The organism is Petrotoga sp. DB-2 (assembly GCF_054051725.1).
This window is the reverse complement of record NZ_JBSVZD010000013.1, coordinates 24,703-48,028: the sequence shown is the minus strand read 5'-3', so window position 1 is coordinate 48,028 and position 23,326 is coordinate 24,703. Positions and strand designations below refer to the sequence as shown.

The 23,326-nt window shown below is 33.8% G+C and carries 26 protein-coding genes; 9 read left to right on the top strand and 17 right to left on the bottom strand.

The features are described from left to right. Positions 1 to 164 precede the first annotated feature (164 nt). The 4 genes from ACW9JY_RS05990 to ACW9JY_RS05975 are packed head-to-tail and all read right to left on the bottom strand — an operon-like array spanning position 165 to position 3,837. Entirely contained in the window at positions 165 to 923 is a 759-nt protein-coding gene (locus ACW9JY_RS05990; protein WP_103077592.1) for an N-acetyltransferase, read from the bottom strand. 33 nt (positions 924 to 956) lie between these two features. Continuing rightward, a complete protein-coding gene (gene nadD / locus ACW9JY_RS05985) occupies positions 957 to 1,511 on the bottom strand; it encodes a nicotinate (nicotinamide) nucleotide adenylyltransferase (RefSeq protein ID WP_103077591.1) in 555 nt (184 codons plus the stop codon). A 15-nt stretch (positions 1,512 to 1,526) separates the two neighbouring features. Then, on the bottom strand, positions 1,527 to 2,849 hold the full coding sequence (obgE, locus tag ACW9JY_RS05980; RefSeq protein ID WP_457283703.1) for a GTPase ObgE: 1,323 nt from the start codon (positions 2,847 to 2,849) through the stop codon (positions 1,527 to 1,529). Between the two features lie 16 nt (positions 2,850 to 2,865). Beyond that, on the bottom strand, positions 2,866 to 3,837 hold the full coding sequence (locus ACW9JY_RS05975) for a cation diffusion facilitator family transporter (protein ID WP_457283702.1): 972 nt from the start codon (positions 3,835 to 3,837) through the stop codon (positions 2,866 to 2,868). Between the two features lie 232 nt (positions 3,838 to 4,069). Here ACW9JY_RS05975 and ACW9JY_RS05970 point away from each other — a divergent pair, with 232 nt between their 5' ends. The 3 genes from ACW9JY_RS05970 (at position 4,070) to ACW9JY_RS05960 (ending at position 7,742) form a co-directional block, all read left to right on the top strand. After that, positions 4,070 to 5,170: an NAD(P)H-dependent flavin oxidoreductase gene (locus ACW9JY_RS05970; RefSeq protein ID WP_457283701.1), complete on the top strand. Its 1,101-nt coding sequence runs from the start codon at positions 4,070 to 4,072 to the stop codon at positions 5,168 to 5,170. Positions 5,171 to 5,306: 136 nt separating this feature from the next. Then, positions 5,307 to 6,473, top strand: a complete 1,167-nt coding sequence (locus ACW9JY_RS05965) for an iron-containing alcohol dehydrogenase (RefSeq protein ID WP_457283700.1) — start codon at positions 5,307 to 5,309, stop codon at positions 6,471 to 6,473. A 33-nt stretch (positions 6,474 to 6,506) separates the two neighbouring features. Further along, positions 6,507 to 7,742, top strand: a complete 1,236-nt coding sequence (locus ACW9JY_RS05960; RefSeq protein WP_103077587.1) for an MFS transporter — start codon at positions 6,507 to 6,509, stop codon at positions 7,740 to 7,742. Here ACW9JY_RS05960 and hisC read toward each other — a convergent pair. From hisC to acpP, 13 genes are all read right to left on the bottom strand, one after another. Next, a complete protein-coding gene (gene hisC / locus ACW9JY_RS05955) occupies positions 7,723 to 8,820 on the bottom strand; it encodes a histidinol-phosphate transaminase (protein ID WP_457283699.1) in 1,098 nt (365 codons plus the stop codon). The genes ACW9JY_RS05960 and hisC overlap by 20 nt on opposite strands. Next, on the bottom strand, positions 8,817 to 9,473 hold the full coding sequence (gene hisIE, locus ACW9JY_RS05950) for a bifunctional phosphoribosyl-AMP cyclohydrolase/phosphoribosyl-ATP diphosphatase HisIE (RefSeq protein ID WP_457283698.1): 657 nt from the start codon (positions 9,471 to 9,473) through the stop codon (positions 8,817 to 8,819). Before hisIE ends, hisC begins: the two co-directional genes overlap by 4 nt. After that, positions 9,460 to 10,218 carry an imidazole glycerol phosphate synthase subunit HisF gene (hisF, locus tag ACW9JY_RS05945; RefSeq protein WP_457283697.1) on the bottom strand — a complete coding sequence of 253 codons (759 nt, stop codon included), beginning with the start codon at positions 10,216 to 10,218 and terminating at the stop codon, positions 9,460 to 9,462. Before hisF ends, hisIE begins: the two co-directional genes overlap by 14 nt. Beyond that, the gene (gene hisA / locus ACW9JY_RS05940; RefSeq protein ID WP_457283706.1) at positions 10,218 to 10,904 is read right to left on the bottom strand and encodes a 1-(5-phosphoribosyl)-5-((5-phosphoribosylamino)methylideneamino)imidazole-4-carboxamide isomerase; all 687 of its coding nucleotides are present in this window, start codon (positions 10,902 to 10,904) and stop codon (positions 10,218 to 10,220) included. Before hisA ends, hisF begins: the two co-directional genes overlap by 1 nt. A gap of 22 nt (positions 10,905 to 10,926) precedes the next feature. Further along, entirely contained in the window at positions 10,927 to 11,517 is a 591-nt protein-coding gene (gene hisH / locus ACW9JY_RS05935; RefSeq protein ID WP_457283696.1) for an imidazole glycerol phosphate synthase subunit HisH, read from the bottom strand. An 11-nt stretch (positions 11,518 to 11,528) separates the two neighbouring features. Continuing rightward, positions 11,529 to 12,065, bottom strand: coding sequence for an imidazoleglycerol-phosphate dehydratase HisB (gene hisB / locus ACW9JY_RS05930; RefSeq protein ID WP_457283695.1), 537 nt, complete (start codon positions 12,063 to 12,065; stop codon positions 11,529 to 11,531). After that, positions 12,062 to 13,192, bottom strand: a complete 1,131-nt coding sequence (gene hisD / locus ACW9JY_RS05925; RefSeq protein ID WP_457283705.1) for a histidinol dehydrogenase — start codon at positions 13,190 to 13,192, stop codon at positions 12,062 to 12,064. Before hisD ends, hisB begins: the two co-directional genes overlap by 4 nt. A 51-nt stretch (positions 13,193 to 13,243) precedes the next feature. After that, complete coding sequence (hisG, locus tag ACW9JY_RS05920; RefSeq protein WP_457283694.1) at positions 13,244 to 13,876, bottom strand: ATP phosphoribosyltransferase; 633 nt, start codon at positions 13,874 to 13,876, stop codon at positions 13,244 to 13,246. Further along, positions 13,873 to 14,658, bottom strand: a complete 786-nt coding sequence (locus ACW9JY_RS05915; protein WP_457283693.1) for an ATP phosphoribosyltransferase regulatory subunit — start codon at positions 14,656 to 14,658, stop codon at positions 13,873 to 13,875. Before ACW9JY_RS05915 ends, hisG begins: the two co-directional genes overlap by 4 nt. Before the next feature lie 313 nt (positions 14,659 to 14,971). Then, the gene (locus tag ACW9JY_RS05910; RefSeq protein ID WP_457283692.1) at positions 14,972 to 15,580 is read right to left on the bottom strand and encodes a transglycosylase SLT domain-containing protein; all 609 of its coding nucleotides are present in this window, start codon (positions 15,578 to 15,580) and stop codon (positions 14,972 to 14,974) included. Between the two features lie 37 nt (positions 15,581 to 15,617). After that, positions 15,618 to 17,063, bottom strand: coding sequence for an alpha-amylase family glycosyl hydrolase (locus tag ACW9JY_RS05905; RefSeq protein WP_457283691.1), 1,446 nt, complete (start codon positions 17,061 to 17,063; stop codon positions 15,618 to 15,620). A 15-nt stretch (positions 17,064 to 17,078) separates the two neighbouring features. After that, positions 17,079 to 18,662 (bottom strand): CTP synthase, encoded by a 1,584-nt coding sequence (locus ACW9JY_RS05900; protein ID WP_457283690.1) that lies wholly within the window; start codon positions 18,660 to 18,662, stop codon positions 17,079 to 17,081. A gap of 84 nt (positions 18,663 to 18,746) precedes the next feature. Then, positions 18,747 to 19,004, bottom strand: a complete 258-nt coding sequence (gene acpP / locus ACW9JY_RS05895) for an acyl carrier protein (protein ID WP_103077574.1) — start codon at positions 19,002 to 19,004, stop codon at positions 18,747 to 18,749. A 264-nt stretch (positions 19,005 to 19,268) separates the two neighbouring features. On the opposite strand from acpP, the gene ACW9JY_RS05890 reads away from it, so the two are divergent. The 6 genes from ACW9JY_RS05890 to clpP all read left to right on the top strand — a co-directional run bounded on the left by ACW9JY_RS05890 (position 19,269) and on the right by clpP (position 23,252). Further along, entirely contained in the window at positions 19,269 to 19,811 is a 543-nt protein-coding gene (locus tag ACW9JY_RS05890) for a hypothetical protein (protein WP_457283689.1), read from the top strand. Between the two features lie 9 nt (positions 19,812 to 19,820). Beyond that, entirely contained in the window at positions 19,821 to 20,507 is a 687-nt protein-coding gene (gene rsmI, locus ACW9JY_RS05885) for a 16S rRNA (cytidine(1402)-2'-O)-methyltransferase (RefSeq protein ID WP_457283688.1), read from the top strand. Next, positions 20,473 to 21,876, top strand: a complete 1,404-nt coding sequence (xseA, locus tag ACW9JY_RS05880; RefSeq protein WP_103077571.1) for an exodeoxyribonuclease VII large subunit — start codon at positions 20,473 to 20,475, stop codon at positions 21,874 to 21,876. Before rsmI ends, xseA begins: the two co-directional genes overlap by 35 nt. A gap of 99 nt (positions 21,877 to 21,975) precedes the next feature. Further along, positions 21,976 to 22,248 carry a hypothetical protein gene (locus tag ACW9JY_RS05875; protein WP_103077570.1) on the top strand — a complete coding sequence of 91 codons (273 nt, stop codon included), beginning with the start codon at positions 21,976 to 21,978 and terminating at the stop codon, positions 22,246 to 22,248. An 80-nt stretch (positions 22,249 to 22,328) separates the two neighbouring features. Further along, the gene (locus ACW9JY_RS05870) at positions 22,329 to 22,634 is read left to right on the top strand and encodes an extracellular matrix/biofilm biosynthesis regulator RemA family protein (protein WP_103077569.1); all 306 of its coding nucleotides are present in this window, start codon (positions 22,329 to 22,331) and stop codon (positions 22,632 to 22,634) included. Positions 22,635 to 22,637: 3 nt separating this feature from the next. Further along, the gene (gene clpP, locus ACW9JY_RS05865; protein ID WP_103077568.1) at positions 22,638 to 23,252 is read left to right on the top strand and encodes an ATP-dependent Clp endopeptidase proteolytic subunit ClpP; all 615 of its coding nucleotides are present in this window, start codon (positions 22,638 to 22,640) and stop codon (positions 23,250 to 23,252) included. The last annotated feature ends 74 nt before the right edge of the window (positions 23,253 to 23,326 follow it).

Genomic DNA, 23,326 nt, shown 5'->3' with positions numbered 1-23,326 from the left:
CACTATCTTTATTGCCCTTGGTAAACTTAATTTAACTCCAGCTTAATTACCCACTATTTTCGTGATAGAACCGAAAAACAGTTGGAAGAAATAGAGAAAACATAAAAAATTGGCCGGGTTTTTCTTACCGGCCATATGTTTATAAAACTCATTTGATAGGGATTTTAGGGGTGAAAATAAGTTTGATTTTCCAGCAATTCCTCGTTTGGTACGTTTCGAATTTCCCTCGCGGGAACGCCAACGTATATTTTTTTTGGTTCTAAATTTTTAGTAACCACACTCCCCGCACCAACCAAAGCATCTTCTCCAATTATTATTCCTGGTAATATTGTTGCGTTGGCCCCTATTCTTGCCCCTTTTTTGATAGTAGGACCTTTGAAAAGCGCTTTTCTCTTCTCTGTTCTTCCCAAAAATTGATCGTTGGTAAAGGTAACTTCCGGAGCTATGAAGCAATAATCTTCTATTGTAGATATGGCTGTAATGTAAGCCTCTGTTTCTATCTTTACGTAGCTACCTATTTTACTTTTATTTTCTATTGTTGCTCCTTTTCCGATGATAGTATGTTCTCCGATTTCCACATCTTCTCTTATACTCGCTAAATCTCCAATAAAAACATCATTTGATATTTTAGTACCTTTATATAAGAGGCAACATGCTCCTACGATTACATTATTGCCCAAAATTAAAGGAGAAAGATCTTTTGTTTCAGTAGTGGCAGAATTTTTAGCTTTAAGAGGCGATTTACCTACTATACAATTATCCGATATTGTACAGTTTTCTCCAATAATACTGCCTTCTTTTATTATTACATTGTTTCCAATGATAGTACCTTTTTGAATAACGACATCTTCTTCAATTATTGCATTGTAACCTATTTTAACGTTAGCGTCAATTTTAGCGCTTGTAGCTATATAAGACGACATTTTTATCCCCCTTTAGCGGCATAAAAATTGATTTTAATTATACTCTTTTAAAACTTCTTCAATTATTTTATCATCTATCAAACCTTTAACAGTTTTCCCCTTTTTGATCCTTTGTCTGATTTCAGTGGATGAAATTTCAACAATAGGACTTTCCAATTTTATATACTCAAAATCTACACTGTAGGAACTTTTTTCTTCGAAATATCTGGGATAAACTACTAGTTTTACTTTTTTTACTATTTCTTCCCATTTATACCATTTGTGAAAGTTTTTAAAGGAGTCTTCGCCGATCAAAAGATAAATATTTTTATCAAAATTCATTAAATACTCTATGGTCCTGATTGTGTATGATGGTGAAGGTAGTTTATTTTCTATATCGCTTACTTCGAAATAATGTTCAAAAAAAACCCTCTCACACCAAGAATACCTCTTATCGAAATTTGCTATGAAATCTATACTTTTGTGTGGGGGATTTTTAGACGGCACTATTAAAAACCTATCAGGTTTGAATTCATCATAAGCTATCTCAGCAATTATTCTATGACCTATATGAGGAGGGTTAAAACTACCGCCAAAAAGCATTAGCATGAGAAACACCTTTTCTTATGGTATATATTCAAAAGCAAAATTTCCAATGTACACCGTATCTCCTTCTTTAACTCCTGCATTTCTTAAAATTTTATTCAATCCATTTTTCTCTAATGTATTTAAAATTAACAGACGAGAATCCTTTTGGTTGATATCGTATCTAGTTAACAACTTTTCGATACCATCTCCAACTATTTCAAACGTTTCGTTATCCCATTTTATAACGTTGATTTTTATAAAAGGATCAGGTTCATAGCTGACGGGTTGTATTTTTATTTTTTCTGTCACAGTGGATTTCAACCTTTTTTGGAAAAACTTTTGTTGCTCAATTTTTTCTTTACTTATATGATTCCATACCATAGTTATGAGCTCTTGAATGTTTTCACCAGTATAAGCAGAAATAGGGAAAATATCTTTACCCGATCTATTTTTGAAATCTGCTAATCTTTTTTCAAGGGTGTCTTTCTCTATGGCATCTATCTTATTTGCAACAATAATCTCTTTCTTTTTCGAAAGAATATGAGAAAAAGACTCTAATTCTTTTCTAATGAGTATATAATCCTCTACCGGGTCATCTCTTTCAAAACAAGATATATCGATAAGATGTACTAAAACAGAACATCTTTCAATATGCCTTAGAAATTGATCTCCTAAACCTTTTCCCAAATGCGCTCCCTCTATAAGTCCTGGGATATCAGCTACTACAAAAGAATAACCTGTGTCGATTTTTACCACGCCTAAATTTGGAACAATAGTTGTAAAAGGGTAATCAGCAATTTCCACCTTGGCGTTTGAAATCCTTGAAATTAATGTTGATTTACCCACGTTAGGATAACCAATCAAGCCGACATCTGCGACAATTTTTAAGACGAGCTTTAGATTTTTAGATTCACCTTTCACACCTTTTTCAGCTATCCTTGGAATCTGCAGAGTTGAAGTTGCAAATCTTGCATTTCCTCTCCCACCTTTACCTCCACGAGCAACAACCAGATATTGTTCTGGTGCTTTTAAATCTGAAAGTAATTCGTTGGTTTCAAGATCATAGACACAAGTACCTACAGGTACCTCAATCAAAACATTTTCTCCGGCTTTTCCAGCTTTGTTTTTATTTTTACCGTTTTCCCCGTTTTTTGCTCTAAAAATTTTCTTGTATTTAAAATCTACCAAGGTATTTTTATTGAGCGATGATTTGATGATAATCGAACCACCATCTCCTCCGTCTCCGCCATCTGGCCCACCTTTTTCTACGTATTTTTCTCTTCTAAAGCTTACCGCTCCATCCCCTCCTTTTCCAGCAATTACTTTGATATTCACTTCATCTGCAAAATCACCAATCAAAACGTTACACCTCCACTTATTTATCAAAAATCCTTTTAATAGAATTTTTATCGAATCCAAATTCTTCTTCCTCGTTGTTCCCTATAGGTTCTACGTGGATTATCACATCTTTTATGTAAGGATTTATTTTTTTTAACTCCCTTTCAACTTGCGAAGCTATTTCATTGGCTTCTTTTACGCTCATCTCTCCTTCGACTTCGATATGAAGTTCGACAAAATAAACATATCCTGCTTTTCTCACCCTGATTTTATGAGGATTATTGGCTTTGCTAACTTTTTCAACAGCTTCTAAAGTATTGTAATAAATTTCTCCTAATTCTTTCGAACTACCCATAAACTCATCGGAGGTCTCTAGAAACATCTTTATTCCAACTCTAAATATGAACACGGATACAATAATAGCTACTAAAGAATCCACCCACATTATGTTTAACGTAAGGTAAAATATCATACCAATGAAAACAGACAAAGATGTTAAAATGTCATTTCTCATATTTAAAGCATCTGCCACTAAAGAAGAATTTCTTATTTTATTTCCGACGGAGAATTTATACTTATATAAAAAATATTTGGTAAATATCGAAATCAAAGAAATCCATAGTACTAAATAAGGCCTATAAATTGAAAAACTATGAGTTATTATACTTTGAATAGCTCCTATAAGAACTTGAAAACCGGCGTAAATAATCACTAAAGATAAAACCTTAGTAACTATCGTCTCAGCTCGTTCATGGCCAAAAGGATGACTCTCATCTGCGGGCTTACTTGAAATTTTCGATGCAATTAAAGTTAGTATGGAAGTTATTATATCTGTAGTTGTATCTATTCCATCAGCTAAAATCGCTATACTCCCCGTAATGAAAGATATAACTAATTTAAAAAAAGCAAGGACACCATTTATTATTATTCCCATCCAGGAGGCATTTGCGGCTAATTTTTCTCTTTTTGAATTAATCTGAAAATTTTCTTCATTTAGTGTTTTTTTCAAATGATATTCTCCTTTGTTGACTTTTGTGAATATTAGCTAGAATTGAAATTCTGAAATTCAATATACCTCTGTGCATTGCTTATTATACCACAAGTAATATTCTTTGAATACAAAATTATTTTTCACATAAAGTTCTTTTATGGTATAATTAAAATGAGTAATTAAATGGGTGGGCAGCGGGGCGAAGGGGCGCTAAAGCAATTAAAAGCAATGTAGATCAGAAAAAAGGAGAGTGAATCTTATAAATATTTTAAACATCAATGGTTTAGTTCCAAAGTTGCCTATAATCCAAGGGGGTATGTCCGTTGGTATTTCTCTTGATAATTTAGCATCAGCGGTAGCAAACGCTGGAGGGATTGGAGTAATAGGTACTGCGGGAATCGGCTTAATCGAAAATCCTCAAACAAGAAAAGTAAAAGAAGCGAATATAGAAGGTCTTAAAAAGGTTATTAGAAAGGCAAGGGAAAAGACAAAGGGAATAATTGGCGTTAATATAATGACTGTTTTGACTGATTATAAAGAGCTTGTGAAAACAGCGATAAAAGAAGAAATAGATTTAATAATATCTGGAGCAGGGTTACCTTTAAATTTACCTGAATTTCTAGATGCAAAATCTAAAACAAGGTTAGTTCCTATAGTTTCTTCTTTAAAAGCTGCCCAGGTGATATTCAAAAAATGGTGGATGAAATATAATTACATTCCTGATGCATTTATTGTGGAAGGTCCAAAAGCTGGAGGACATTTGGGATTTAAAAAGGTGGATCTGGAGAATCCTCAATTTCAACTCGAAGTTACCGTTCCTCAGATAGTAGATTTCTGTGAGGAAATTAAAAAAGAATACAATAAAGAAGTACCCGTAATAGCCGCCGGTGGTATAGACACACCTGAAAAAGTGAAAGAAATTTTTTCGTTGGGGGCGAAGGGAATACAAGTAGGAACTCCTTTTATTGCCACCCAAGAGTGTGATGCCGATATAAGATTTAAAGAGGCTTTGATAAATGCCAAAGAAGAAGATATAGTAATAATTGAAAGTCCAGTAGGTCTTCCTGGAAGAGCTATCAAAAATAAATTTATAGAAGATGTTTCAAAAGGAATTAAAAAGCCTTTCAAATGCCCTTATCACTGTATTAAAACGTGTAATTTTGTTGACACCCCTTATTGTATAGCCCAAGCTCTACTTAACGCAGCAAAGGGGAATTTAGATGACGGATTTGTTTTTAGCGGTAAATACGGTTACAAAATCGATAAAATTACAACCGTACAAGAGGTAATAAACTATCTTTTTGAAATCAACGTAGATAAAGCGAAAGAGTCATCTCCTCAACGTTCATAGAGACAGAGGCTTGTGATAAATAGGATGTGTTAATAGGTCTCAGTCGCAAACGAAAAGTTGAGAGGCGCAAGCTAGGTTGAAAAGGCTCTAACGTAAAAATTAAATTAAAGACAATAAAAAAACAGGAGGTAGCGTTATGTTGAATTTTGACTTTGTAAGTCCTACACGAATAATCTTCGGGAAAAAAACCGAGGAAAAGGTTGGGGAAGAAATAAAAAAGTACTCTAATAAAATTTTATTTCACTATGGGCAAGGAAGTATTAAAAAAACTGGTCTGTATGATAAAGTGGCAAAATCTTTGAAGAATGCAGGGGTTGAATTTGTTGAATTGGGTGGTGTTCAACCCAATCCCAGATTAAGTTTGGTGAGAAAAGGGATTGAAATCTGTAAAAAAGAAAATATTAATTTTGTACTGGCTGTAGGTGGAGGAAGTGTAATAGATTCTTCAAAGGCTATAGCAGCAGGAATGAAGTATGAAGGAGACGTCTGGGAATTGTACGAAGGGAAGGGAACTTTGAAAGAAGCACTGCCCGTTGGTGTCATTTTAACTATACCTGCTGCAGGTAGTGAAGCTAGTATGGGATCGGTTATTACAAATGAAGATGGATGGTATAAAAGAGCAATAAATTACGATGTTTTAAGACCGGTTTTTGCAATAATGAATCCTGAATTAACTTATACTCTGCCACCTTTTCAAACAGCCGTTGGAACGGTGGACATGTTAACCCACGTAATGGAAAGATACTTCACCAACACCCAGCATGTGGAATTAACGGATAGATTGAGTGAAGCTACAATGAGAACTATAATTCACAATGCACCTCAAGCCCTTAAAGATCCTTACAATTATGACGTCAGAGCTGAAATTATGTGGGCTGGTACCGTTGCTCATAACGGTTTATTAGGAACCGGAAGGGAAGAAGACTGGGCAACTCATGATATAGAACATGAAATTAGTGGCATTTACGACGTTGCCCACGGAGCAGGTTTGGCTGTTTTATTCCCAGCTTGGATGAAATATGTTTATAGGCACGATTTAAACAGATTTGCTAGGTATGCTGTAAATGTTTGGAACGTTGAAGCTGATTTCTTCAACTTAGAAAAAACAGCTTTAGAGGGTATTAATAGACTTGAAAAATATTACAAAGAGGATTTAAAATTACCAATCACTTTGAAGGAATTGAAAGTCCCCGATGATAGATTCGAGGAAATGGCACAAAAGGCAACGGAAAGAGGACCTGTCGGTAATTTTGTAAAACTTTACAAAGAAGATGTTCTAAATATCTTAAAATTGGCAAAGTAAAAAAAGGGCTTTATGCCCTTTTTCCATTTTTAAATGGACTACTTCATTCACAGAACTCATACTTTAAAGAAAATAAAGGAAGGATCACAGTTGGAGCAAAAAAAGAAATCAGTTTTTTGGAATAAAAATCTACTAATAGTTTTTGGTGTTACTTTGATGGCGGTTTTGGGGGTTTCAAGCATTTCTCCCATTTTTCCTGTTCTCATAGAAGAATTTGGAATATCTGAATCGCAAGTAGGCTTGCTAATAACTTTTTTTACGTTACCAGGTGTTATACTAACTCCTATATTCGGAATTTTAGCGGATAGATACGGAAGAAAAATGATTTTGATACCGTCTCTATTATTGTTTGGCATTGCTGGTTTTTTATGTGGATTTTCTAAAAATTTCCCAATTTTGCTATTTTTAAGATTTTTTCAGGGTATAGGCGCAGCTTCTTTAGGGGCTTTAAATGTTACTATTATAGGGGATCTATTTTATGGGGAAGATAGAGTCAAGGCTATGGGATACAACGCTAGTGTTTTGAATATCGGAACTGCGATTTATCCATCCATTGGAGGCGCACTTTCACTTTTAGGATGGAACTTTCCATTTTTTCTTCCAATTTTAGCTATTCCAATTGGGATTTTGGCATTATTTTTGTTAGAAGATACAAGTGTAAGGAACGACGAAAGCATAAAAGATTACTTTTTTAACCTTATAAAATCCGTAAGGAATGCAAAAATTATCTTACTTTTTATAGGTGGCCTTTCAACTTTCATTATCCTTTATGGAGTCCATTTGTCTTATTTTCCATTTTTAGCAAGTCACAACTTTGGATTGTCTCCTTTTCTTGCAGGACTTTTAATGTCTGGGATGTCTTTTACAACCGCTTTAGGTTCATCGCAACTCGGAAAGTTGGGGAATAAATTTAACGTTAAAAATTTATTGATATTTTCTTATTTGTTTTATACTTTATCTCTTATTTTGACACCTTTTATGCAAAAGGCATGGCAGTTGCTGATACCGATAATTATATTTGGAATAGGACATGGTATAAACGTCCCATCAATTCAGACTATGATAGCAGAATTGGCTCCTTCTGAGTACAGAGGAGCCTTAATGTCATTAAATGGAATGATTTTGAGACTAGGGCAAACATTAGGTCCTATAATAATGGGCTTTTTATACACTTTTGGTGGAGTGAATATAGTTTATTTTTCTGGCGCTATTTTTGCTATAGGGGTATTCTTCTTGTTGTTATTGCTTTTTAACGTTCATAAGACTTAATCTGTTTATCATAATTACTGATTAATTCTTTAAAAAGCGTTAGGAACTTTTGATTTTCTTCTTTGGTTCCAACGGTTACTCGAATTTTATTTTCTAAAGCCCCAGAGTATTTTCTCAAAAGTATTTTGTTTTCTAAAAAGTAGTTGTAAACGGCTTTGGCTGTTATACCTTCTATTTTATCAAAATCCAACAGTATAAAATTAGCATCACTTTTTAAGGCGACTCGTCCAAGCCCTTTTGAAAGCTTATTTCTTTCTTCGATGATGTAATCAATTTTTTCTAAAATGAGATTATAATTTTCTATTATGGTTGCCACCATCTTTTCAGTTAATACGTTGAAACTATAAGGAGATTTTATTTTCATTATTTGTTTAACTATTTCTTCGTTGGCGATTAAGATACCTGCTCTAATACCTGCCAATCCGAACGCTTTGGAAAATGTTTTTAATATTATAAGATTTGGGTAGTCTTTTAAATATTGGATCATGCTTGTTTTTGAGAAATCCGCATATGCTTCGTCAACAATTACAGGGACCCCTGTTTTTAAAGCTTTTACGATCTCTTTTTGGGGTTGCAAGTTTCCTGTAGGATTGTTTGGAGAACAGATAAATATCATACCCGTTTGATCATCTACGGCTTTATCTATGTCTTTTATTTCGTAATTGGTATTCAAAGGGATTTTTTTCACTGAAAAACCGTTGAGTAGAGAATAAAATTCGTACATTTCAAATGTAGGCGGACAAACTATTACCTCGTTTCCAGCAAAGATTTTAACCAAGTAAGAAATCATCTCGTCGCTGCCATTTCCAACCACTATGTTGTTCATGTCAAGATCTATATTATATCTTGAAAAATATGAGTTTAAGAAAGTCGCTATTTTTTGTCTGATGTTGTCAGCGGTTAATTCGGGATACCGATTTATGTTTGTTTCTGTTATCTTTTGGAAAAAGATCTTTTTAAGATCTAAAGAAAGATCGAATGGATTTTCATTTTTGCTGAGATCTATGAACCCTTCATTGATATTAGTATTAGAAGGTTTGTATTCCTCAAAACTTTCTAAAATTGGGTTGAATTTCAACTTTGCTTACCTCCCTCTGGCGAGTGTCTCTTTTTTAATTCTTGAACAACTTCTCCTATATCTATTCCTTCGTAGGTTAATAACACCAACAAATGATAAATCATATCGGCGGTTTCATATATGGTTCTTTCTCTATTTGGAGCAACCAAAACTTCGACCGCTTCTTCTCCAAATTTTTTATAGATTTTTTCCTTTCCTTCATTAAACAAATAAGTTGTATAAGATCCTTCTTTGGGGTTCTTTTTCCTATCTTTTATAATTTCTTTTAATTGGTTCAGAAAATCCAGTGAGTAATCTATATTGGATTCAGGCAGTTTATCAATTTGTTCTAATTTTCTAAAACAACTTTTCGTTCCTAAGTGGCAAGCCGGTCCTGTTTGATCAACTTTTAAGAGCAATGTGTCGTTATCACAATCCACGTACACTTCTTTCAATTTTTGATAGTTCCCGCTTGTTTCTCCTTTCATTCTTATTCTTTCTTTGCTCCTCGAGTAATAATGAACATATCCTGTTTCTAGAGTTTTACTAAGAGCCTCTTTGTCTGTATAACCTAAAGTTAATACGTCACCATCGAGACCTTGAACTATTACAGGTATGAGGCCATTGTTTTTTTCCCAATCTAATTTGTCTATTATTTGTTTATAATCTAACATTTATTTCCACCTTCTTCAATTGAATTTTGAGGTCTTTTGCAGTGTAGATACCATAATGGAATATGGATGCAGCAAGAGCAGCATCTGCACCTATTTGAAAAACATCGATAAAATCTTTAACTTCTCCCGCTCCACCTGAGGCGATAACTGGGATTTCTACAGCATCAACTATTTGTTTGGTTAAATTCAAGTCATACCCTTTTTTTACACCATCGGTGTTCATAGAAGTAACCAGTAGTTCCCCTGCTCCCAACTCTTGACACTTTCTAGCCCACTCAACAGCTTCTAAATCCGTTTTTTTACTTCCTCCGTGTGTGTATACATAGTACTTTTCACTTTCGACGTCTTTTTTTGCATCTATTGCAACTACTACGTTGGAGCTCCCTATTATTTTTGAACTTTCTTTAATTAAATTTGGATTTTCAACGGCAGCTGTATTTATAAACACTTTATCAGCTCCACATTTTATTATTTCTACCATTTGTTCAACTGTTTTTAATCCACCACCCACGGTGAAAGGAATGAATAGTTCTTTGGCAACTTCCTCAACAAGATTTTTGAGTATATTACGTTTTTCTTTAGAGGCCGTTATATCTAAGAATACGATCTCATCAACCCCATCTTTTTCATATTTTTTGGCAAGTTGTACCGGATCTCCTGCGTCCTGTATATTTTCAAATTGTACTCCCTTTACGACTCTTCCGTCTTTTATATCCAAGGCTGCTACTATTCTTTTTGTCAACATTATTGTTCACCTCTTAACTCCTGCAGATTGATTTTACCTTCGTAAAGAGCTTTTCCTATTATAGCCCCATCGAAACCTATATTTTCCAATTTTTTTAAATCTTCTTTTTTACTTACACCCCCGGCGTATATTATTTCCTCATCTTGCCAGAATCTTTTTATGTTTAAAGAAACACCTTCTAAAGTTCCATCTTTGCTTGTGTCTGTATATATGAATCTATTGGTGTACTTTTTAAAAATAGAAAAAGCATCTTCTAAGGTAATTTGTGAGTTTTCCAACCAACCTTTTGTTTTTAAAGTCCCGTTCTCGACATCCAAACTTATGGTTATATTGTTGAAAGCACTGGTAACTTTTTCTAAGAATTCTAAGTTAAAGGCTGCTGTACCTATGATCACATAGCTAACACCTATTTCGTAGGCATTTTTAATGCTTTCAAAAGTCCTTAATCCTCCACCCAGTTCAACTTTCAAGCCGGTTTTTTTGATTATTTGTTTTACAACATCTAAGTTTTTTACAGAACCTTCAAAAGCACCATCTAAGTCGACAATATGAATCAGATCGACATATTTTGAAAATTCTTTGGCTATTTCTATGGGATCTCCGTATTCTTTTATTTCATTTTTGCTACCTTTATAGAGTCTTACCGCTTTTTTATTCATTAAGTCTATTGCAGGTATTATTTTTATGTTGTTGATAGATTTCACCTCGCTATAAATTTTTGAAATTTTCTAATAATTTAATTCCTTTTTCGCCCGATTTTTCAGGATGGAACTGTACACCGAATACGTTTTCTTTTTGTACGCTTGATGTGAATTTACAGGTTTTTCCTCTGCTTTCGTATTCTGTGTATGAAATTATGTATTGATCTTCAGTTGTTATGTAATAAGAGTGTACAAAATAGAAGAAACTTCCATTTTCTATTCCTCGAAAAATCGGAGAATCTTTTGAAAATTCAACACTGTTCCAACCTATGTGAGGAACTTTCATGTTTTTAAACTTAACCACTTTTCCAGGTAAATAAGAAAGTCCAGTGCCTTCATCTTCTTCACTGCTTTTAAATAACAGTTGCATCCCTAAACATATACCCAAAAAAGGCTTGTTTTTGTCGATATGCTCCAATATATAATCTTTTAGAGGAATTATATTATTCGAAACTATTCCAAAAGAACCTACCCCGGGTAGTATGATTTTATCTGCGGTTCTTATGTCATTTATTTCATTACTAATAATGCCTCCGACAGCTTTTTGAACGTTTGAAAAGTTACCAACCCCACCATTTAATATGACTATTTTCTGCATATATACCACCTCTATACTTCGTAAACTCTATTTGTGCTTTCGTGTTTGTCACTTGGTTCAAGGGCAGTTTTTAAAGCGCTACCCAATGCCTTGAAAGAAGCTTCGATTATATGATGAGCGTTTTCACCATTTATTTGCTTTATATGGATAGTTGATTGTAAATACCTTGATAACCCTAGAACTAATTCTTTGAAGTTCCCTAATTCAAAACCTTTTTCAGCATCTTTGATGTTGATATCTATATTTGTATAGGATCTTGAAATATCAACGGAAACGAGAATAAGGGCGTCGTCCATTGGTAGGATGGAGGTTCCAAACCTTTTTATCTTCTTTCCTTCCACTTCGTTCTTTAAAAATTGGCCGATTGTTATTCCCATATCTTCCCATAAATGGTGATTAAGATCGAACTTTGCCTTGATGATTACATTCTTTTCCATGTAGTAGAATAGGGTTTTCAATAAATGGTTTAACACAGGATCCCTGCTATCAATAAATAATTCTTTAGAATAATTTATTTCTATGTCTGTTTCGTCAGTTTTTCTTCTCATTTCCTCACCTCCATAGATTTTTTGTGTTGGTACATGCCTTCGATTTCCGCCATTCTTATACCTAAGTATCTCTCTTTTAACAACTCGTCTTTACTCACTTTTGCAACGGATATTTTTTTTGTAAAATCTGATAGGTTCAACACGGAGGAGAAACGTGCTGCACCACCCGTTGGTAGTACGTGGTTAACTCCCAAGAAATAATCCGCTGCAGGTACAGGTGTGTAATCACCTAAATAAATAGCTCCAGCATTTTGTATGAGTGGCAGTACTGATTCAGGATCTTTTGTCATTATTTCTAAGTGCTCAGGTGCTATTTCGTTGGTTTTAGCTGCACAATCTTCTATACTTTTGAAAAGATATCTTTCTATCCCTTCTCTTTCGCAATATTCGTATAATTCTTTTGATGTAGTGACCAAGAAAGCTTTAGATTCATAACCATGTTCAAGTTGGGAGAGTAAGTCGTTTAAAATGTATTCTGGTTTAGCTGTCTCATCGGCTATCACACAGATTTCTGATGGTCCTGCCAAACTGTCTATTCCAACTTCTCCAAACACCTGTCGTTTTGCTTCATTCACATATTGATTTCCGGGACCAAATATTTTATCTACTTTTTTCATACCGATGCCGTATGTCATAGCTGCTATTGCTTGAATTCCACCAATTTTGTAAATTTCTTTTATCCCCAACTTTTTTGCTATATAAATTATGTAAGGGTTTATTACCCCATCTTTTGGAGAGGAAGTGATCAACATTTCTTTTACACCTGCAATCTTGGCGGGAATAGCGACCATCAACAAACTCGAAGGTAGAGGTTTACCACCTGGGACATAAATCCCTATCCTGTTTATTGGTCTATTAATCAGTCCATAAGTTGAGTTGTATTCATTGGAATACAGAATATCTTCCGTTTTTTGTTTTATATGGTAATTCTCCAATCTTTGAATCGTTCTTTCTATAATTTCTTTATCTTGCGCGGGGATTTCTTCGTCGATATCCCATTCTTCAACTTTTAATTCTAAATCACCATCATAATTATCGAACTGTTTTGAATACTTTTTTACTGCAAGCATTCCGTTGTTTTTTATGTCGTTTAATATCTGTGAAACGTAGTTCTGTAATTCCATTATTTTTCCCTCCTTCGATTTTTGGCACTGACCTTAGAAACTGTAGGATTTGCTTTAGTACCCTTTCACCCCGTTTTTATAATTCTTTGCTTTATTTATTAAATCGTTTATAAAATCGAACTTAGTCTTTTGGGTTATCCTGTTTACCAAAAGTACCGCAGAGATATCCATTATCTTGTATGCTTCTTTTAAATTGTTTGCTTTTATCGTGTTTCCTGTATCAACAATATCTACTATTGCATCCGCTATACCGGTTTTTGCTGCCAATTCTACCGCTCCATTTAATTTGAGTATTTTCACTTTTAAACCCTTTTCAGAAAAGATATTTTTTGTAATTTCAGGGTATTTGGTTGCTATTTTGTAGCCTTCCATCTTTTGAAAAGATATTTCTCTGTTTTCCGGTAAGATGATGCTCATTCTACATTTACCAAAGGGTAGTTCTAATGGGATATACACTTCATTGTTTCTCTCAAGGACAACGTCACTTCCGCATATCCCAATGTCTACTCCATTTTCTACGTATACAGGTACATCAAAAGCTCTAGGAAAATAGAAGGTATAACCATTTTCATATGATATAAGTTCTCTATTAGCAGGTTCTTTAACATTAATACCTATCTTTTTTAAAAAGTCTTTGCTGTCTTCCAGTAATCTTCCTGATGGCAATGCTGTTGATATTGTTGTCATCTCATCATCTCTCCTATAATATCCAAATTTAAAGCCATTCCACACGAATATTTGCCGTTTATCTTGTATTGGCCACCGTTGCCTAAAAGGTAACCATTATCTGGTGAATAGATTTCAAATACAACATCTTCATAGTAATTCATGTATTTCATTGTTCCAAGGTCTATGTATATTCTGGGGTCGTTAATGTTTTTAATTATTATGTTTAATTTTGGAATGTTTGTTTCTTTTCCTCTGTAATTGAAAAGAGTTGCTATGGAGAGGTTTACTTCCTCATCCAATGGAAGGTTTTCAATGATCTCAAAATTTCTCAGCTCAACAGCCCTTAAAATTTTATCTCTGTATTGTGGAACTGCTTTTAAAATTCTCTCCCAACTCCTTATTGAGCTTACGTCTATAAAGAAATTTTTTATATCCAATAATGAAAGAATTTCAATGGTTAAACGGAGAATTTCTTCTTCGATTTTGACTTCTTCTCCATTTAATATTTCAAATCCAAACTGCCAAACACCAGATAAATTTTCATCTAAAACTTCCGATATGTAAAATACTTTTTCTTTTTCTTCTACTTTATCCATGTCGATCAGCCAGGAAGTCACATCAGGTTTCAAAAGGTAAAAATTTCTTCCATCCGCAAATTTTAGCCCCTTTATTAAATTTTCGGAATACTTTGTTATAGAAGGTGGAAACAGTTCATAAAAATCGTGTTCAATTAGTACACTTCTGATTTTGTTAACTATATTTGATAATTTTTGAGATTCGGCGAAAATGTCTTTTTTCATTTTAAACCCCTTTCTTTTATATTTTAAAAAATAAAAAACCGGTCACGAGAAATCGTGACCGGTTATTACGTTTAGCCTTGTATGTGGTGATTTACAAATAACAACATACATGGCATGTGTTAACTCGGCCACGCCATGTATGATGATGAATATTTAAATTAAACAATGTTTTTGAGTTGATGTCCGTTTTAAGATTAGACATTATATTTACCCCGTTTATGACAAATTTTCAAATTAACTAACAAAATTCTATCATATTTTTGCAACAATGTCAATCAAATAAAATCTCTTCATTAAAAATCAAATGGTGTTCTTAAATAACCGGATATTTAATAGCAATTCTGTTTATTTTATAAACCACTTTATTCGCGTAATAATCATTTCCACCACCATTGTACCAACCTATGGCTTTGTAAGTATCACCGTGAGTTTCCATCAAATACTTCAAATAAGCCGTCCCAACAAGTATGTTATACCTTGGATCTAATAAAAGTCTATCTTCAATCCAATCCAAACTCGTTTCGGTATAATTCAAGCTTGCAAAAAGATCATAATATTTGTTTACAACAAACTGTGCGGTTGATGGTCTGAGTTGCATGTAACCTACTTCTCCATAACTGCCAATAATATTTTTGAAATTTGTTTCGGTATCTATTATTGCCGCTATCATCAAAGGAGATATTTCAAAGATTTTTGAGGCTTCCATAATGGAGGAAACAATTAATTGCAACCTATCTTGCGGCATATCTTTCCCCGCTGCTAGCTTGTATTGTGATGAAATAAAATCAAATAAAACGGTTTTAATCGTTATATCTTCTTTGACATCCTCTTGACTGTTAACATTTACATAGGGATATATAGAGAACGCTGCCAATGAAAACGTTAAGAGTATTATAATAGCTGAATATCGTTTTTTGAGCATTTTTGTATCACCTCTCTGATGAATCCCCACAATCCCTTCAACTTTTTTTCATTAAATAAACACCGTAAGGTGAAAGTTCAACATAACCTTGTGTAACTTTATTGTTTCCAATAGACAGTAATTCTTCTCCATTTTCGAGCAAAACGGAGCATTTGGAAGATTTTAGGTTGTAATAAGCTATAAATTCATTTAATTGACTATAACACCTTAATTTTACCATATTTTGGTCAAAATTCAAAATTTCGATCCGTGCATCATCTATCCACGGATTGGACTTTCTAAATTTAATCAAATTTTTTATGGTATTTAAAATAGAATTTTTTTCGTTTATCTGTTCTTCTACAGATTCGCCAGAGTAAGGAGGGTTAAATTTATACCCTTTCCATTCTGTTTGACCAGGTCCAAAACCATTTTCATACCAATGAAATGGTTCTTGACTGTCTTCGGTAAAATTAACATCAACTGGGATACCTTTCATTCCTGTTTCCTCGCCATAATAGATGAAAGGAATCCCTGGAAGGGTATAAAGAATTGAAAAACCTAACTTTACTTTCCCTACATCCTTTAAGTCAGATAGAATCCTTGTCATATCGTGATTAGTTAAGAAATTACCTGACATAGATAGGACCTTACCATTTGGCAGATACTCTGTCATACATTTTTTCAATGTTTCTACCAGATCCTGAGGGGACTCATTTTTTAAGGTCATCTTTAAATCCTCTGCAAGTGGGAAGTTGAAACCTATATCGAATATTCCTTCGTACTTTCTTACTATTTCCGGTGCATCCCATACCTCACTTATAACTAAAGCATCGCTTTTTATGGATTTTATATAGCTAACCATCTCTTTCCAGAATTCGATATTTTTTTCATGTTGGTAATGGAACCTCATCTTTTCAATGTCAAAATCAAAAATATGTTTTGCGGCATCCAATCTGAAGCCATCAAAACCATTATCTAACCAGAATTTAAAGATTCTTTTTATCTCATCCCATAATTCTTTACTTTCAAAATTAAGGTCAGGTGAGGCGGGACCGAAGATGCCGTAAAAATATCTGTCACCTATCTTTTGCCAGATTTTACTTTCATCCCAATGTCTTTTTTCTTCTAAATCAGCCTTCTCGTTAGCCCAAATGAACCAATTTTTGTAGGGCTCTTCTCCCCTAACTGCGCGTTGAAACCATTCTGATGTTACTGCAACGTGATTAATAGGAAGATCAAGGATAAATTTAATACCTTTCTTATGACCCTCTTGTAATGTCTCTCTTAAATCTTTTAAATTTCCATAAACAGGGTTAACTTCAAAAAAATTGGAGACTGTATAACCGTGAAAGGCTGGAGATTTCATAATTGGTAACAACCAGACATGATCAACTCCCAAATTACAAAGGTAATCCAATTTTTGTTTTAATCCCTGTAAATCTCCTAGGCCGTCACCATTTGAATCATAAAAAGAACGTAAATACAATTCATAAAAAGTCATTTGTTTTCCCCCTCTTCACTTATTTTGTTCAATCGCTTCAATAAATGCTTTGAAGATAGGATGCGGATCTCCAACTTTTGTTTTAAATTCTGGATGGTATTGAATACCAATATAAAAAGGATGAGAACTCAGTTCAATGGCTTCAACGAAATCTGTCATGGCGGAAATAGAAAGTTTATTAGGAGTATTTTTCCCTTTTTCAAACATGTTGTCGAACTCTTTGTAATTGACTTCATAACGGTGTCTATGCCTTTCAAAGACAGAATTTTTTCCTCCATAAATTTCGTGAAGTTTCGTGTTTGGAAGTATTTCAATATTTTGAGCGCCTAGTCTCATGGTACCACCCAAATTCAACATCTTTTTTTGTTCTTCCATCAAATCGATAACAGGATAAGGAGTATTTTCGTCGAATTCTGTAGAATTAGCTTCTTTGTAGCCAAAAACATTTCTAGCATACTCAATGACCATTAGTTGCATACCTAGACAAATCCCTAGAAGAGGAACATTATTTTCACGAGCATATTTTATCGCTTTTATCTTTCCTTCTATTCCTCTTGCTCCAAATCCACCTGGGATAATTATACCTTCATATTTACTTAAAAGTATTTTGATTTCCTCTTCATTCATTTCTTCCAGTTCTTCGGAGTTAATTAAATCAGGCCTTTTAGCGCCGCTTAAAAAAACACTTTCCATTATGCTCTTGTAGGCATCATCGGTACCTAAATACTTGCAAATCATAGCAATTTTTAGGTTTTTAAATGTTTTGGGACATTTCCAACTTAATTCCCCTACTTCTTTTGATATATCCAAATTCAATTTGCTGGTAATGAGGGCATGAATATTCTTTTCATAGAGCATTTCTGGGACTTCATAAACGTTGGCTAAATCTGGAAGGTTGACGACATACTCTAAAGGAACGCCTCCAAACAAAGCTACTTTTTCAAGACTGGAAAGATCTATCTCTTTTTCCGTTCTTACCAAAAGCATATCTGGTTGGATTCCTATCCTTCTTAAAAGTTGAACGGATTGCTGAGTTGGCTTAGTTTTAAATTCGTTGGTAACATGTAAATACGGAACAAACGTTACATGTATAAACATAAAATTTTCTCGACCTTTCTCGAAAGACAGCTCTCTTACAGCCTCTAAAAATATTTCACCTTCAATATCGCCAACAGTACCCCCTATTTCAATGAGCAAGACTTCTGTATCTATCTCTTCGATCCTTTCCTTTATCCTTTCGGTGACGTGGGGTACCATCTGAACGGTGGCTCCTAAATACTTTCCTTCCCTTTCTTTTTCGATAACATATTTATACACTTGACCTGCTGTCATATTATTGAAACTTTTCATCTCTATCCCTAAAAATCTCTCATAATGGCCCAAATCAAGGTCTGCTTCGTAACCATCTTCTGTCACAAAAACTTCTCCATGTTGATTGGGGTTCATAGTTCCTGCATCTACATTTAGATAGGGATCTATTTTCAATGAATTGACTTTTAACCCCAGTTCTTTTAAAAGCCTTCCTATCGAAGCGGAAACGACTCCTTTTCCTATACCACTGAGTACGCCGCCAGTTACTATAATATATTTTTCAGCCATTATTTTTCACCTCTTTTTTAAGAAAAAATTACCATATTTTAAAAAACAAGGGGGAGCGAAAGCTCCCCTCTTTTTGTGATTAATTCAATCCTCATCGTCAATGTTCAATTTTTCAGTTAATAAATTAACCGCATTTTCAACGGTTTTGATTTTTTCTAACTCTTCATCCTCGATTGTTACCCCGAATTCAGACTCAAATGCCATGGTTAAATCCACTAACTCTAAAGAATCCGCGTCTAAATCATCGGTAAATGAGGCATCCAATGTAACTTCATCCTCGTCGACACTCAATGTATCTACGATTATTTCTTTTACTTTTTCGAACAACTCATCCTTTGTCATATTTGTTTACCTCCTTAGCCATAATTTATCATTTTCCGAACGTTGGTCATTGATAAAATTCGTGTCAATTATAATGAGTTATTTTGGTTTTGTCAAGTTTATTATTTTCATAAAAGTAAAATATTTATGAAATTTCTCTTTTTTGTGACCTAAAGATTCTTTTTCAAGGATATTTACCAAGATTTTGTGCGTTTTTCAAAGAAAATGGTGTTGATATGGTATAATTATATATATAATTACAAGTCAAGTAAAGAGGAGATTGCATTGAAATATGAAAATGAGAGAAAGTATAGAATTCCCGATAAATATATATTTAAAAAATTAGTCTCACTTGCCTTTGATGAATGGCTCATACTTCAATGGTACGATAAAAAAGGATTGAGAACGAGGTTAGAAATTAAAAAGGGCGAAAAAGTGTGGACTACAAATCTTAAAAAGGAGATAAAAAAGGGGCTTAGAGAAGAGGAAGAAGGCTTTCTAAACGAAAAAGAAATCGACTTTGATAATTTAAAAAGTCAAAGGATGGTAATGAAAAAAAGGTATCTTTTAAATAAAGACCCGGAAATAGTGGTCGACGAGTTGTTGAATCCCGATAATTGTATAATGTATAAAAAAGAATTTTCGGAGATAATGTATCTTCTAGAAATAGAAGAAAAGGGAAAAAAGGTTGATTTAACGGAGTTTTTGATGGATTTTTTAGGCGACGTTTTCTGGAAATTAGAAGACTTAACTTATTTAGATGGATACAACAATTCTGACTTTGCAGGGGAACATCAATGTGATTTAAACAAACTTATTGGGATGTGAAAAATCAAAATGGGGAAATTAATTCTAGTTGGCACGCCCATTGGTAATTTTGAAGATATTACATTAAGAGCCTTAAAAACCTTGAAAGAAGCTGACTTGATACTCACCGAGGACAAGAGGGTTACCTTGAAATTGATAAACCATTTTGAACTTGGAAAAAAGGAGTTATTCACTTTCAACGAGGCAAACTCAGAAAAGATTATGGACACAGTTCTATCTTTGATCGAAAGTCATAATATAACAGCCTTAGTGTCAGATGCGGGGATGCCTGTTTTAGCTGACCCCGGTTTTAACTTGGTACAAAAATGTTGGGAAAAAGGTATTCCAATAGATGTGGTGCCAGGACCTTCTGCCTTAACTTCTGCTTTAGCTGTGAGTGGATTCCCTGCTTCGAAGTTTTTGTTCTTAGGTTTTTTACCTCGGGATAAAAAATTGAGAAGACTTTTGAGAAAGATAAAAGAGTTCGAATATCCAATTGTTTTTTTTGAATCTCCAAATAGAATAAAAAAAACTTTACAAGAGATTTTGGAAAATTTTGGAGATATAGATGTACTCGTTGCCCGAGAAATGACGAAGCTTTATCAAGAATTTTTTAAAGGGAAGATTTCTGAAGGGATAAAATTTTTCGGATCCAAAGATCGAGTGAAAGGAGAGCTCACCGTTGTTATTTCCCCAACAAGAAGAATTCAAGTTTGAAAGTATACAAGAGTTGATAGAATATTTGAACAGTATCTTCAGCAGTTCTCCTCTTTACAGACAAGAGATCGAGGTTATTGGTGATGTTACTCATGCAAAGTACAGTAAAAGAGGGGACCTCTACGTTGAACTTTCTCAAAGAGTGAGAAGTTCAAATTATTCAATAACTATTATTTTCAGCCAATCTGCTGTTCCATATGTTTTTAAACATTGCAGAATTGACAGCGAAAAAGAGCTCCTCAATAAAAGGTGGAAGTTTCAGGGCATTGTTAACTTTTGGAAAAGAGAAGCTAAGTATGTAGTATCAGGTTCATCAATAATACCTTTAGGTGCTTCTGAAATAGAAAAGAAAAAGAAAGAAATATTGAAAAAGCTCGAAAAGAGCAATTTGCTAAGGAAAGTGGAACATGAACTAGTAGAACTAGATCCAATAAAAAAGATAGCCGTTATTAGTTCACCAACCGCTGCAGGTTTTGGGGATTTTCAAAAAAACATTAATCATTCTAGGTTCATTCCTATTGTACATTTATATCCTGCTCCTATGCAGGGAGCAGAAACGGTACCTGGGATCAAAAAAGCTCTGTTCGCTATTTTAAAATCGGGTATTGATTATAATGTAGTTGTGATAATCAGAGGGGGCGGTTCAAAAAGCGACCTGATGTATTTTGATGATTTTGAACTTGGTTCCCTTATAGCAAAGTTTAGCCGAAAGATCCCTGTTCTTACAGGAATAGGTCACGAGCAAGATTCTACTATCCCTGATTTTGTTAGTTGGAAAAACTATTCAACACCAACGGAAGTATCGAGAGATATAGTCAATCAAATTAACTATTTCACAGATACTCTAGAAACTCTAGAAAAAAATATAACCTATTCTTTTACCAATATTTATTCCCAGATGGAGAACTTACTTTCTTTCAATACAATTAACAATATTAAATATTACCTCGGTAGAGAATTAATAAATTTGTTCAGAACTTTGGACGAGGATCAACTTAGCATTAATAGAAAGATCAACCAAATGATTGAAAGTAGTGAAAAATCAATCTCTCTAAACAAATTAGTCTCTATTCAAAGGTTCATAGAATATAGCATCAAAACTTACAATCAGAATATAATAAGTACAACGAATGAAATTATTTCTGAGTTGAAAAGTAAGTTCGAAATATCAGAAAGGATTTTATTTAGTACTTTTCAAGAGCTTACTAAGTCGAGTCCTTTTGCTGCTTTTTTAAATAACGGAGTTTTGGTAAAAAAAGGTGAAGAGATCATTGATAGTGTTGAAAAATTACAAAGAAAAGATGAGGTTAAATTAATATTTAAAGATGGGGAAGCGGATTCGAGCATCGAAAAGATCCAAAAATGGTGATAACTTTAGATGGGCGGGCTGCGGGGCGCAGGGGCGCTAAACATGGTTAAAGTTTCTAAAAGCAAGAAGAAATTCAATGAAAGAGGTGAATAAAGAAGGATGGAAGAAATAATTAAACTCAGTGAAGAAGAAATTAAAAACTTAAGTTTCAAAGAACAATTAGAACTCTTGGAACGTATCAACGATTACTTTCAAAATGAAAAACAAGACGAATTGGACGTTGAAAATGCCCTTGAAATTTACAAAAAAGCGTTAGATATACTTACCTACGCAAGAGAAAAATTAGTCAATTTAAAGGAAGAAAAAGCACAAATTGATGAAAAATACGAAAAAATAAAGAGTCAATTAAGCGAGTCGGCTGGTATCGATTAATGTTAATTTAATCAAAAAATAATATTTATTGTGTATAATAGTAGCAGTAAAGAACATTTAAAAGAGGACGATGGATAATAATGTTTATAGCGGTTGGAAAAGGTGTTTTTGTGCCTACAGAGAGAATTCATTCTGTAGTTCCAGACTCCTTTGTTCAGTTTGGTAAAATAAAAAAGATCTATCAAGGAATAGATGTAGTTACTCAATTTGGAGATGAAAACGAGTTAGAAAATTTGCCACCTCCATTAAGTGCTTCAGTCAGTTTGATTGACGCTTCATATGGCAAAGCGGTCAAATCAATTATTTATATGGATAGTGGTCAAATAGTGTTATCTACACTCGAAGCCAAAAAAATTATAGAAAAGATCAAGAAAGGAAGGCGATAAATTATGGCAATACCTATGCCGGTAGTTATAGAAACTGAAGGAAGATACGAAAGGGCTTATGATATCTATTCTAGATTGTTGAAAGATAGAATAGTTTTTTTAGGAACACCGATAAACGATGATGTAGCTAATCTAATAGTTGCCCAGTTACTCTTTTTAGAATCTCAAGATCCAGACAAAGATATTTTTTTATACATAAACTCTCCTGGAGGTTCTGTAACCGCAGGATTAGGCATATACGATACAATGCAGTATGTTAAACCGGATATTTCAACTATATGTATAGGTCAGGCTGCTTCTATGGGAGCTGTTTTGTTGGCCGCTGGGACAAAAGGTAAAAGGTATTCTTTACCTTATTCAAGAATAATGATACATCAACCATGGGGTGGCGCCGAAGGAACAGCGATGGATATACAAATCCACGCTAGAGAAATTTTAAGATTAAAAGATGACCTAAACAACATACTTAGTAAACATACTGGACAATCTTTAGAAAAAATAGAAAAAGATACCGAGAGAGACTTTTTTATGAACGCGCAAGAAGCTTTAAACTATGGTCTTATAGATAAAGTAATAACAACGAAGAGTGAAGCCACTAAAGAAAACAACAAAAAATAATGAAACAATGACTGAATAACATCAACCAAATTTTATCAATATTTCAAATCAAAAGAGGGCGCCAGAAACAATGC